The organism is Pseudarthrobacter quantipunctorum (assembly GCF_045291495.1).
GTDB lineage: Bacteria > Actinomycetota > Actinomycetes > Actinomycetales > Micrococcaceae > Arthrobacter > Arthrobacter quantipunctorum.
The window spans coordinates 3,116,673-3,128,758 of the sequence record NZ_CP148033.1; the positions used below are offsets into that span (position 1 = coordinate 3,116,673).

At 67.1% G+C, this 12,086-nt stretch carries 10 protein-coding genes; 4 read left to right on the top strand and 6 right to left on the bottom strand.

Translation table 11 applies throughout. The features are described from left to right. Position 1 precedes the first annotated feature (1 nt). Positions 2-949: a carbohydrate kinase family protein gene (locus tag WHH00_RS14140; RefSeq protein WP_406633717.1), complete on the top strand. Its 948-nt coding sequence runs from the start codon at positions 2-4 to the stop codon at positions 947-949. Here WHH00_RS14140 and WHH00_RS14145 read toward each other — a convergent pair. The 4 genes from WHH00_RS14145 to WHH00_RS14160 are packed head-to-tail and all read right to left on the bottom strand — an operon-like array spanning position 946 to position 4,834. Continuing rightward, positions 946-1,971: a LacI family DNA-binding transcriptional regulator gene (locus WHH00_RS14145; protein WP_406633719.1), complete on the bottom strand. Its 1,026-nt coding sequence runs from the start codon at positions 1,969-1,971 to the stop codon at positions 946-948. The two genes, WHH00_RS14140 and WHH00_RS14145, sit on opposite strands and share 4 nt — an antisense overlap. A gap of 30 nt (positions 1,972-2,001) precedes the next feature. Further along, entirely contained in the window at positions 2,002-2,733 is a 732-nt protein-coding gene (locus WHH00_RS14150) for a cupin domain-containing protein (protein ID WP_406633721.1), read from the bottom strand. A 2-nt stretch (positions 2,734-2,735) separates the two neighbouring features. Next, a complete protein-coding gene (locus tag WHH00_RS14155) occupies positions 2,736-3,686 on the bottom strand; it encodes a PmoA family protein (protein WP_406633723.1) in 951 nt (316 codons plus the stop codon). Positions 3,687-3,715: 29 nt separating this feature from the next. Further along, positions 3,716-4,834, bottom strand: a complete 1,119-nt coding sequence (locus WHH00_RS14160; protein WP_406633725.1) for a Gfo/Idh/MocA family protein — start codon at positions 4,832-4,834, stop codon at positions 3,716-3,718. A 208-nt stretch (positions 4,835-5,042) separates the two neighbouring features. Between WHH00_RS14160 and WHH00_RS14165 the strand changes: the two genes are divergently transcribed. Together WHH00_RS14165 and WHH00_RS14170 are read left to right on the top strand one after the other, a co-directional pair. Further along, positions 5,043-7,409, top strand: a complete 2,367-nt coding sequence (locus tag WHH00_RS14165) for a glycoside hydrolase family 3 N-terminal domain-containing protein (protein ID WP_406633727.1) — start codon at positions 5,043-5,045, stop codon at positions 7,407-7,409. Between the two features lie 236 nt (positions 7,410-7,645). Continuing rightward, positions 7,646-9,091: a hypothetical protein gene (locus WHH00_RS14170; protein WP_406633729.1), complete on the top strand. Its 1,446-nt coding sequence runs from the start codon at positions 7,646-7,648 to the stop codon at positions 9,089-9,091. Between the two features lie 9 nt (positions 9,092-9,100). On the opposite strand, the gene WHH00_RS14175 is transcribed toward WHH00_RS14170, so the two are convergent. Then, a complete protein-coding gene (locus WHH00_RS14175; protein WP_406633731.1) occupies positions 9,101-9,670 on the bottom strand; it encodes a dihydrofolate reductase family protein in 570 nt (189 codons plus the stop codon). 204 nt (positions 9,671-9,874) lie between these two features. Here WHH00_RS14175 and WHH00_RS14180 point away from each other — a divergent pair, with 204 nt between their 5' ends. Beyond that, on the top strand, positions 9,875-10,993 hold the full coding sequence (locus WHH00_RS14180; RefSeq protein ID WP_406633733.1) for a hypothetical protein: 1,119 nt from the start codon (positions 9,875-9,877) through the stop codon (positions 10,991-10,993). A gap of 56 nt (positions 10,994-11,049) precedes the next feature. Here the strand turns inward: WHH00_RS14180 and WHH00_RS14185 are convergent, their stop codons facing one another. Then, the gene (locus tag WHH00_RS14185) at positions 11,050-11,916 is read right to left on the bottom strand and encodes a GyrI-like domain-containing protein (protein WP_406633735.1); all 867 of its coding nucleotides are present in this window, start codon (positions 11,914-11,916) and stop codon (positions 11,050-11,052) included. Between the last annotated feature and the right edge of the window lie 170 nt (positions 11,917-12,086).

Here is a 12,086-nt window from a genome sequence, read left to right on the forward strand (position 1 = left end):
CATGATCACCGTCATCGGCGAATCCCTGGTCGACATCATCAGCGATCCACGCGAGGTGGGTCGCACGCAGGGACATCCCGGCGGCAGTCCCCTCAATGTCGCTGTAGGTGTTGCCCGTCTCGGCCTGGCAACCACGCTCGTGACGCACTACGCCGACGATCCCCACGGCCTGCTGATCGCTGACCATCTGGGCGGCAACAACGTGGAGGCGATTGTGGGAGGTTCCGTGCCGACGTCGTCCGCGGCGGCGTCCCTGGACGGGAACGGCGCCGCGGAATACACGTTCTCCATTGGCTGGGACGTCAGCGGCGCCTCCATCCCGGCCCTGGCGGCGGTGGAAAGCTCACTCCATGTCCATACCGGATCCATCGCCGCCGTCCTGGCTCCGGGCAACCAGACGGTTCGCCGGCTGGTGGATGCTGCCCGGCCCCATGCCACCGTCAGCTTCGATCCCAACTGCCGGCCGGCCATCAGCGGCGACGCCGACGCTGCCCGGCGGGACATTGAAGGCTTCGTGTCCGTGAGCGACATCGTCAAAGCCAGCGACGAGGACCTGCGCTGGCTGTATCCCGGCAGGACCCCGGATGAGTCGCTGGCCGCCTGGCTGGACCTGGGACCGGCATTGGTTGCACTGACGCGCGGCGCGGACGGGCCCGTGATCCTGACCCGGCAAGGGCGTGCTGAGATGCCGGCGGAAGCCATTACCGTGGCGGACACCGTGGGTGCCGGCGATTCCTTCATGGCGGCCCTGATCTCCGGTTTGGGGCAGCTGGGCGCGCTGGGCGGCGACGGCAGGTCATGCCTACACCGCCTCTCCCCCGGGGAACTGCAGGCCCTGGCCGCCTACGCGAACAGGGCGGCCGCCATCACGTGCTCCCGGCCAGGCGCCAACCCTCCCACAACAGCCGAGCTCGGCTCCCTGGCCGGCATGCCCGCCGGGACCAGCTAGCCCTTGCGCGGAGGAGCCGTGGAGCCGCGCACCACCAGCTCGGTTCCCAGCTCTATCCGCTGGGGCAGTTCCTCGTCCCCGTCCAGGTGGCGGAGCAGGGCGCGCATGGCTGTCTCGGCCATCTGCACCACGGGCTGGCGGACCGTGGTCAGCCCCGGCTCCACCCATTCGGCCGCGGGGATGTCGTCAAAACCCACAATGGACAGGTCTTCGGGGATGCTCAGCCCGGCGGCGCGCGCCGCCCGGTAGGCACCCAGGGCCTGGTCATCGTTGCCAGTGAAGATCGCGGTGGGCCCGTCCTCCAGCTGCAGCAGCTTGCGGGTGGCGGCCTCGCCGGACTCGATGGAGAAGTCGCCGGGAACCATCAGTGCGGGATCCACCGCAATTCCCGCCCGGCGCAGGGCAGAGCTGTAGCCGTCCTCGCGCGCGCTGCTGCACTGCAGGTCCTCGCGGCCGCCGATCATGCCGATCCGCTTGTGGCCCAGCTGCAGCAGGTGCTGGGTGGCCGAGTATCCGCCGTCCCAGTTGGCGGCGCCGACTGTCATCAGGTCCGGGCCGGGCTGGCCCACGGGATCGATCAGCACCACCGGGATGCCCAGGGACTTGATCCGCTGGATCTGTTTGGCGTCCAGCTGGTAGACCGCCATCAGCAGGCCGTCCGATTTCCGCTCCGCAACGTTCGCCAGCCAGGGCCGGATGCGTGAGCCGTCCAGGCTGAGGCTGCTGACCACCGTGCCGTAGCCGGCAAGCTGTGCCACGCGCTCAACGCCCTCGATGATTTCCAGTGCCCATTCCGAGCCCATTCCCGGAAACACCAGGTCCACCAGCCCGGCCTTCTGGCGCCGCTTGGCCGGGCGGCGGGCGTAGTCCCGCCGGGCAATGATCTCCTCCACCCGCGCCCGGGTCTCCGCCGCCACATGGGCGTGCCCGTTCAGCACTTTCGAAACAGTCGGAACGGAGACCCCGGCCTCGCGCGCAATCTCACTGATCGTGGCACGTCCCGTTTCCTGCTTGCTCACCAAGCCGTCCTTTCATCCGGGACAGCGCCCGGGTCAGCTTTCGGAAAGTTCCCACGTCTGGATGCGGCCGCACATGCCGTAAAACCTGCGGTTCTTCCGTTGCCCCATGGTAGTCCGCGCCTTGCCCAGGTAGAAACTTTCCGCCGCGTCCAGAGAAGCCAGTTGCTGCCGCGTGGTCTCCGCCTGCTCCGCTGCGCCGCTGGCCAGGACGTCTGCCCACGCTGCTGTCCTTGGAGCCACCAGCCGGGCGGCCGCGGCATGGAAGTCCGCCAGTGCCGTGGACCCGGACTCAATCACCGCAGCCTTCAGCGCAAGGTAGCCTTCCAGCGCCAGGTCACGACGACGGCGGGCCGCTTCCTCCCCCTCGGCCAGTCCGGCCTCGGCATCCTTAATCTCCAGGGCCGCGGCCCTACCGTACGCTTCGGCGTCCGCGAGGTGCTCCGGCGGGAACGTCATGACGGCGTCGCCGTTTTCCGGCAGCCCGGCATTCTGCATCACCACCAGGACCTTGAGGTTGCCGGAATCGTTGATGGCACGGTGCACCGTTCCGGGGGTGAACCACAGCACCGCTCCCGGCTCCAGCGGCGAGGAGGTGAAGCCGTCCGAGTTCAGCGTCTCCAGCCGGCCTGACCCTTCCAGCACCACGTACGCCTCGGTGGAGGCGGTGTGCATGTGCGGTGACCCGCCCGCGCAGCCGTCCGCGCCGGGCCAGTCATAGATGGTGACCTCGGAAAGCCCGGTGGCCCCGGGGAAAGTTGTTCCCACGGTTATGCCCAGCTTTCCAGTGCCTGCTGCGCCGCTCCGGCCAGGGCGGCGGCGCGTGCCCCGTCCACGGCGCCGTCGGCAATCACCACGGCGTAGCGGTAGGTCAGGGGTGAGCCTTCCTCCAGCGGCACCTCCTTGCTGAAGAACGGCGCAGAGCCCAGGCAGGCGAACATCGAGGACCTGGCGAACCACTGGGTGGGAGCGCCGGGGTTGGCACCGTCCTCCGTGAAGAGGATGGTGGAGGACCGGCACGTGTCGTCATGCTTCCCGGTGAAGGCGATCCATGGTGAGCGGGTTCCCATGAATTCGTCCCCGCCGGTTCCCTCCGGGCTGCGGAACTCGCCGCCGGTGAAGGACCGCGGTCCGCGCCAGAACAGCCCGCCGTAGCCGGCGTTGTCCCGGCCCTCGGTGGTGGGGCTTCCGATGGTGATGACCTCGCCGGAAATGTTGCTCATTTCGGACTCGAACAGGATGGCGTAGGCGCCCTCCGTACCTTCGGCGTCCAGGAGCTGGATGCTGAAACGGCGGTTCTCCGCGATGACAGGTTCCCCCTCCTGGGACGTCCAGGTAAGGGATTCCGACGCCGTGATCCCGGCTTCGGTCTCCTTGACCGAAGCGAATGCCTGGTGGGTCATGGCGCCGTTGTTGTCCAGGTTGGCGTACTCGGTGGCGCGCGTGTAGGTGGCGCCGCCCCAGAAGTTGTGCTTTCCCACGTTGGGCAGGGCCCAGGACAGGCCTTTGTGCCAGACGTGGTCCCACGGACGCGAAATGGTGACTTCGTCGCCTTCCAGGGTTGCCAGCGGGTGGAAGAACGGCCGGGGGCTTTCGTACTGGGCGTCGGTGGGCTTGTAGGTATAGGTGGCGATGGTCCGGCCGTTGGCGGTGAAGCTGAGGGCGGCGCCGTCGTCCAGGACGCTCAGCTGGCGGGTTGTGGTGGCTGCGGGGGTGGTCATGGAAAAGTCTCCTTGAAAGTTGCGGGTTGTCAGGCGCGGACGGCGCGCAGGGCGGTGGCGTCCAGCACTTCGGCGCCCAGTCCCTCGCCGTCCATGCCGGCGTAGAAGGGGTGGCCGGGGACGATGTCGCCGCGCCGGACCGGGGTGCCGGTGAAAGCCGAGGCGTAGATGGCGGCCGCGAGTTCCAGTGTCTGCCGTGCGGAGTCGGCGCCGGCAGGAAGGGGGCGCCCGTCGTCGAGCGCGTCATACATGGCCAGGAACTGCGCCGAGTGTCCGCTCCCCCGCTCCAGCGGCTGCCCGGTCCACGCCTTGTTGACCTGCTCTTCATGGCCGGGGGCGGCCGTGATGGTCCAGTTGTCGGTGCTGTAGCCGTAGAGGTGGTTCAGTTCCACGGTGGCGAACTCGCAGTCGATCCGGATGTCCGAGGTCTCGCGGGGCGACAGCAGCGAGTTGACGATGGTGGCCACCGCGCCGTTCCCGAAGCGGACCAGCGCCGCGGACAGGTCCTCGGTGGACGTGGCACGGTCCTGCCGGGCGGCGATGGCGGTGACTTCCTCCCACTGGCCCAGCAGGTGGAGGAGAAGATCGAACTGGTGGATGCCGTGGCCCATGGTGGGTCCTCCACCTTCGGCGTTCCAGGTGCCGCGCCAGGGCAGGTCCCAGTAGCTGTCCGGCCTGTACCAGAGCGTGTCACAGCGGGCCACCAGGGGACGGCCGAAGTCCGCTGCTCCGATCAGTTCCCTGGCAGCCGCCGAAGCATCGCCAAAGCGGTGCTGGAAGACGCAGGAGAACTGGGCGCCGCCCTTTGCCTGCGCCTTCTCCAGTCGGTCAAAGTCAGCGAGGCTAAGCGCCGGCGGCTTCTCGGACAGGACGTGGACGCCCGCCTCCAGGCATTCGATGGCCTGGTCGATGTGGAACATGGGCGGGGTGCAGAGGTGCACAATGTCCGGTTTGGCCCCGGCCAGCAGCTCGGCCAGGTTGAGGTACCTGCCCTCAATTCCATGCTGGCCGGCGAAGGCGTCCAGCCTGCCCTGGTCCACATCGCATGCGGCCACGAGCTCCGCCCTCCCGTCTGTCCGGGCGAGGTTGTCCGCGTGCACCGCCGCTATCCCGCCGGTTCCCACGATGGCCACTCTGTACGTCCGCATGATCTCTCCGTCGAATGTCGTTGCAGTGAAGGTTTCGAAACTTTCTAGGAAGTTACAGAAGTTTCGAACACAAGGTTGAGCTTCGTCCTGGCTCCTGCAATCAACCGTATGGAGCTTCGCGATCCCACGTCAAGGATTTCATGCCTAGAAAGTTGTAATAAGTTTCTGATAGTTTCAGAGAAACGTTCACGATCCCTAGGAGAAGCCCGTGACGAGCGGTGCCGCCGAGAAGCAAGCACTAAGCCAGGACAGCGTTCCGGCTGGCGGCAGCGACGCCGTCGAACGCCTCATCCGTGAGATGACGCTGGAAGAGAAGCTGGCGCAGCTGGCCGGCGTCTGGGTGAATGCCTCGACGGACGGCGACTCTGTGGCTCCCCTGCAGAACGAGATGGCCGGCGACGGCCGGTCCTGGGATGAAGTGATCTCCAACGGCCTGGGCCAGATCACCCGCATGTACGGTACCGTCCCCGTGGAGCCGCTGGAGGGTGCACGCCGGCTGGCGGCCGCGCAGGAACAGATCATGGCTGCCTCCCGTTTCGGCATCCCCGCGCAGGTCCACGAGGAATGCCTCGCGGGCCTGGCTGCATGGAAAGCCACTGCGTTCCCGGTGCCCCTGGCCTGGGGCGCCACCTTCAACCCCGCCCTAGTCCGCCGGATGGCCGGGCTGATCGGGGAGCAGATGCGGCAGCTCGGCGTCCACCAGGGCTTGGCCCCTGTGCTGGACGTGGTGCGCGACCTGCGCTGGGGCCGGGTGGAAGAGACCATAGGCGAGGACCCGCACCTGGTGGGCGTCCTGGCCAGCTCCTACGTTGAGGGCCTGGAGGGTGCGGGGATCGTGGCGACCCTGAAGCACTTTGTTGGCTACTCCGCGTCCCGCGCCGGCCGCAACCACGCCCCGGTGTCCATGGGCCCCCGGGAACTCGCCGATGTGATGCTGCCGCCGTTCGAACTGGCCATCAAGCATGGCGGCGCCCGGTCCGTGATGCATGCCTACACGGATACCGACGGCGTGCCGGCAGCCGCCAACCGTGCACTCCTCACGTCCCTGCTCCGGGACGAGTGGGGCTTCGCGGGGACGGTGGTAGCGGACTACTTCGGCGTTGCCTTCCTCAACGTCACCCACGGTGTGGCCGCTGATTCCGGCGAAGCCGCTGCCCTTGCCCTGGCCGCCGGCGTGGACGTGGAACTGCCCACGGTGAACTGCTACGGCAAGCCCCTGGAGGAGCGGATCCGCGGGGGCGCGGTTGCCGAGGATCTGGTGGACACCGCGCTGCGGCGGGTGCTGACCCAGAAGCAGGAGGCCGGGCTGCTGTCCCCCAGCTTCAACCCCGCTCCGCCGGTCCTTACCGCCGGGTCCATCAACCTTGACCCCGCGGTGAACCGCGCCCTGGCGCGGGAAATCGCAGCACAGTCGCTGGTGCTGCTGAGCAACAGGACGCACGACGGCGGCCCTGCCCTGCCGCTGCCCGGCACCTTGGGCGGTGCACTCGGCGTGGTGGGGCCGCTGGCACAGGACCCCTTCGCAATGCTGGGCTGCTACTCCTTCGACGCGCACGTGGGAGCTTCGCATCCTGACGTACCGATGGGCATCCTGATCCCCACCGTCGCGGACGCTGCCGCGTCCCGCTTCGGGTCCCTCCGCAGCGCCGCGACCGGCACCTGCGAGAACATCACGGAGGAACAGATCGAGGAGGCGTGCACCGTCGCCTCAGAGGTGGACACCTGCGTGATCGCCGTGGGCGACAACGCCGGCCTCTTCGGCCGCGGCACGTCCGGGGAAGGCAACGACGCCGCCGACCTCCGGCTCCCGGGTGACCAGCACCGCATGCTTGACCGCGTACTGGCGGCCGCCGAAGCTGCGGGCACGCGGACCGTCGTGGTGGTCCTCAGCGGCCGGCCGTACGCGCTCGGTGACTTCGTGGACCGCGCCGGGGCCATCATCCAGGGCTTCTTCCCCGGCGAGGAGGGCGGCGAGGCGCTCTGGGACGTGCTGACCGGCGTCGTCAATCCCTCGGGCAAGCTGCCGGTGTCCGTGCCGCGGACCCCCGGCGGGCAGCCCGGCACCTACCTCCGCAGCCGGCTGGCCGGCCCGTCCGGTGTCAGCGCACTGGACCCGTCGCCGCTGTTCGGCTTCGGCCACGGGCTTTCCTACACGGACTTCGGGTTCTCGGACCACGTGGCCGGCGCCCCTGCGATGTCGACGGCGGAAGCGGTCACCGTGAGCTGCACGGTCACCAACACCGGGGCCGTTGACGGTGCCGAGGTAGTGCAGCTTTACCTGGCGGACCCGGTAGGCGAGGTGGTCCGGCCGGTCCGGGAGCTGATCGGATTTGCCCGGGTGGAACTCGCGGCAGGGTCCTCGGCATCGGTCGAGTTCACCGTGCACGCGGACCGTACGTCCTTCACCGGCGTGGACCTGAAGCGCGTGGTCACGCCCGGTCTGGTGAAACTGCACGTGGCCACCTCCAGCACTCAGGACGTCCACACCCACGAGGTCATCCTTCACGGCGAGCGCCGCGTGGTGGGTTTCGATCGCGAAATGCTGACGCCGGTGCGGATCACCCGGCAGGGCTGAAACCTGGCTAGCGGCGAAGGTGGCCGAGTGGGATAATTCGGTCATCCTTTCAAATAAAGGGGGCCATCATGGCCGGCCTTGGTGTTCTTCGACCTGGCCGCCGCTCCCGGGCATCCATGCCCCGGCTCGTGGCGGTTTTGCTTGTGCTCGCACTCGGCGTGCTGTTCGCTGCACCAGCCCGGGCAGTCGACTACGGACATGACGTGTCGTGGCCACAGTGTCCGGGCGGCCTTCCGATGCCTCCGGATGACACGGAGTTCGTGGTCGTGGGGCTGACGAACGGACTCGCTTTCACCGAGAACCCCTGCCTGGACTGGCAGTTCCAGTGGGTACTCGAGCACGGCGTCCGGGCCCAGGCCTACGCCATGGCCACGTTCCCCACCGCCGCGCAATACGACACCTACGGCGACGACGGCCCCTGGCCCGCAAGCACCAGGCCGGACCGGCTGCGCAACGTCGGGTACGCCGAGGGCCGCGCGGCTCTTGCTTCCCTCGATGAGGTGGGATGGCGGCCGGAGAGAATCTGGGTTGACGTCGAGCCCCGCCCGCGACAGCCCTGGCCCAGCTCGACAGCAGCCCAGCGGCAGGAGAACCGGTACGTCATCTCCGGGCTCCTGGCCGCACTGGCGGACGCCGGGTATCCGCACGGGATCTACTCCTATGTGAGCGCTTGGGAGGCCATCACCGGATCGTGGCAGCTTCCCGACGTGCCCGTCTGGTCGCCGGCAGGGCGTCTCGACTTCGCCAGTGAAGCATCCGACCTCTGTGTGAATCCCAGCTTCTCCGGGGGCACCGTCCATATCGCGCAATGGACGGACGGCACCTACGACTACGACATGACGTGCATCGGGGTCTACCAGGCCCACGTCGCCACGATCGGCTGGCAGTCGAGCGTCTCGGACGGCGCCACCGCAGGAACGACCGGCCGGTCACTGCCGATGGAGGCGTTGCGCCTGTCGGTGGCAGGAGACTTCCTGCCGGGCGACATTCTGTGGCGGGGGCATGTGCAGGACGTCGGCTGGCAGCCATGGACGACGTCGGCGTCCCCGATCGGAACGACCGGGCTCGGTCTGCGCCTGGAGGCGTTTGAGCTGCGGTTGATGGGGGATCTGGCCTCGCAGTACAGCATCAGGTACCGCGCCCACGTGCAGGACGTCGGCTGGCAGCCGTACGGGGTCGACGGCGCCACAGCCGGCACTGTTGGGGAAGGCCGGCGGGTGGAGGCCGTTGTGATCGAGTTGGTTCCGAAGGTGGCACCAGCATTCACTGCCGTGTACGCCGCGCACGTTCAGAATCTCGGCTGGATGGCGAACGTTTCGGATGGCACCGTCGCCGGGACCACGGGCCGGGCCCTTCGGGTCGAGGCGTTGCGCCTCAACGTGTCCAGCACGGCGTATACCGGGGACATCCAATGGCGGGGGCATGTGCAGTCGATCGGCTGGCAGCCGTGGACATCGTCGGCCAACCCCATCGGCACAACTGGGCAAGGGCTACGTTTGGAAGCGTTCGAAGCCAGGCTGACCGGTGCGATGGCGAACCATTACAGGATCCACTATCGCGCACACGTGGAGGATTTCGGCTGGCAGTCATGGGTCGCCGACGGCGGAACGGCGGGCACGTCGGGTGTGGCCAAACGGCTCGAGGCCGTGCAGATCCTCCTTGCACCCAGAACCGGCGGCTGACCCTGCAGTTCAAGCAGAGCGCCTGGTCTCGTACCGGGTCAGGACCACACCGCCGGGAAACGTCCGGGTCTCCACCAGGCTCAGGTTCACCCAGTTGTCCAGGGCTGTGAAGAACGGCGTGCCGCCGCCCACCAGGACCGGATGGGTGACAAGCGCGTACTCGTCGACCAGCCCGACGCGCATGGCCGCCGCGGCGAGTGTGGCACCGGCGATGTCCATGGAGCCGCCGTCGCCGGCCTTGAGGCGGGTGATCTCGGTGACGGCGTCGCCCGTGACCAGGCGGGTGTTCCAGTCAACTGTGCTGGTCGTCGAGGAGAACACGACCTTCGGCATGTCCCGCCAGCGGCGGGCGTATTCGATCTGCGCCGGCGTGGCACCAGGCTGCTGGTCGGCGGTGGGCCAGTGGGAGCTCATCGCCTCCCACAGTTTGCGCCCGTATAGGGCCAGGCCTGTCGCCCCCACCCTGTCGGACCACCACTGGAACAGCTCGTCGCTCGGGACGCTCCAGCCGAGGTCGTCGCCGGGCGCGGCGATGTAGCCGTCGAGGCTCACGTTCATGCCGAAGGCCAGTTTGCGCATGGCGCCAGTTTCCCGTGAGCCGGTATCCGTTGTACAGGCCAGCGGTTGACGGAGGTAAACTCGGCCTCATGCTTTCTACGCGCCGATTTACTTGCCCCCGACCGGTTTCCGGTCGCGAGGGCTTACTGGCGCGCGCCTAGGTCCTGGCGCCGGATCTGAGTCGGGGGCGGAAACCACCACTCATATCCAAACCCAAGGACCACCATGCCCAATTACCTCAGCCCCAATGAACTCCATGACGCCCTGAGCATCCGGGACCTCTCGGATCCCCTCAGCGGTCCCCATGCAATGCAGGAGCTCCTGCAAAGCGTCACTGATGCGCTCCGCAACCGATGGGATGTGCCGGAACGGATTATCCGCAACAGCCCGCTGGTCAGCGTGGTCGACAACTACGACCACCTCGGATTCAAGGGGTCAGACGTGACGCGGGATCAAAGATACTCCCGCTATATCAGCCCAACGGTCATGCTGCGCAGTCACACCTCAGCGTCTATCCCGTCGCTGCTCCGAGCCCTGAACCCCCGGGAATTCTCGGACGAGCTGTGGACCGTCCCGGGCCTTGTCTACCGACGCGATTCCATTGACCGCACGCATGTGGGAACGCCGCACCAGGTAGACCTGTGGCGCGTGAGCTCGCAGGCAAACCTCGACGTCGGTGACCTTCAAGACATGGTCGCGTCCCTGGTCCAGGCCGTGCTTCCCGGCGCCCAGTGGCGCGCAGTCCCTGCCGTCCACCCCTACACCGAGCATGGCCTGCAGATCGATGTCCTCATGGACGGGGAATGGCTCGAACTCGCCGAATGCGGCCTCATGGCCGCGCACCTGTTCTCACAAGCTGACCTGGATCCCACCAAGTGGTCCGGGCTAGCCCTTGGCATGGGCTTGGACCGCGCCCTGATGCTGCGTAAAGGCATCCCAGACATCAGGTTGCTCCGGTCTACGGACAAGCGCATCGAACAGCAGATGATTGATCTGGCACCGTGGCGGCCGGTCTCCCAGCTGCCACCAATCCGACGCGACATATCAATAGTCGTTCCCGCGGACATGGACGCGGAAGTACTGGGAGATCGAGTCCGAACAGCCCTGAACGGGCAGGCAGACGACCTGGAAAGCGTCGAACTGCTGGCCCTCACTCCCCGTACTGAACTTCCGGTGTCAGCGCAGGAACGGCTACAGATTCGTGACGGACAAGCCAACGCGCTGATACGGCTAGTTCTTCGCCCTTTGACCAGGACGATGACAGATTTACAGGCCAACCAGATCCGCGACGATGTCTACCTGGCTCTGCACGAAGGACCGGTAAAGGAGCTCATCGCCGGATAAAGATCCTTGGTCGGGGCGCCGCTGGCGTGACCTTGTCCCTTCCGCGGACTGGTCTGTCAGGCTCGTTCTACCGGGAGCCACAATTCGCAGCTCGCTGTGCTGAAGTCGGCACTGCGATCCAGGACTGCCACAATTGACGGGCCCGGGCGCAGCCGCCACGGATTCGAGGGGAACCAATCGGTGGCGGTGGATGCCCAGGTGGACTGCAGAACCTCCGGGTACGCCCCTTCGGCGTGGAATACCGCCCAAGTGCCTGCGGGGACCTCGATCGCGTCGAGGTCCCCGTGCACCGGCGTCCTTTCGGTGACGGCGACGCCATGGAGGTAGGTTAGCTCGCTCCCCTCCGTGTAGTCCGGATCGACGTCGGCGCTCACCTGGAGCAGGCCCTCGGGTTCGGTGTTGCTCAGTTCCTTGAGCCGGGCGTGCTCTGCTGCCGGTAGCGAGGCGATGTGCGCTTGGATGTGCGGGTTTGGGCCGTGGTGAATAAGGGGCACGCGGACCGAGTGGCCGATGAGCCGGAATGCCGGCCGGTCTGTGATGCGAGTGTTCATTGCGGTTTTTCCTTCTACGGTCAGGCGGAACCTGAGCTGGGGTTGGGCACGAAGGGGCCCGCCGTCCCGGCGGACGTCGCTGGGTCCGACGCCGTGCACTGATCGGAATGCCCGGCTGAAAGCCTCGGTCGAGCCGTAGCCATACCGCACCGCGATTGCCAGCAGCTCGCCCCTTTCGAGAACGTCCGTCGCCGCCACCGTCATGCGGCGCCTGCGGACGTACTCAGAGAGCGGCATACCGGCCAGTGATGAGAACATTCGGCGGAGGTGGTACTCCGTCGTGCCGAGACTGACCGCCAGGTCCTCAATGTCGATCTCCTCGGTGAGGTGCTCTTCGATGAAATCCACGAGTTGGTTCAGCGCTGAGATCACGGTTCCTCCCTTCGACTACAAGCCTGCCGGTATGGTTCATTCCGCACCCTACTATTGCGGTTCGATTCGATCGCACTCACCTTGCGGAGCGCCTACATCCAGGTCCCCACAGGGTTATCTCGCGGCTTTGTGAGGCGTGGCGGGGGCAGGTCAGAGATGGTCGTTTTGCC

Excerpts from the sequence above, each read along its gene's own strand:
- WHH00_RS14140 (WP_406633717.1), top strand. The coding sequence starts at position 2 with ATGATCACCGTCATCGGCGAATCCCTGGTCGACATCATCAGCGATCCA.
- WHH00_RS14155 (WP_406633723.1), bottom strand. The coding sequence starts at position 3,686 with ATGACCACCCCCGCAGCCACCACAACCCGCCAGCTGAGCGTCCTGGAC.
- WHH00_RS14160 (WP_406633725.1), bottom strand. The coding sequence starts at position 4,834 with ATGCGGACGTACAGAGTGGCCATCGTGGGAACCGGCGGGATAGCGGCG.
- WHH00_RS14170 (WP_406633729.1), top strand. The coding sequence starts at position 7,646 with ATGCCTCCGGATGACACGGAGTTCGTGGTCGTGGGGCTGACGAACGGA.
- WHH00_RS14175 (WP_406633731.1), bottom strand. The coding sequence starts at position 9,670 with ATGCGCAAACTGGCCTTCGGCATGAACGTGAGCCTCGACGGCTACATC.
- WHH00_RS14180 (WP_406633733.1), top strand. The coding sequence starts at position 9,875 with ATGCCCAATTACCTCAGCCCCAATGAACTCCATGACGCCCTGAGCATC.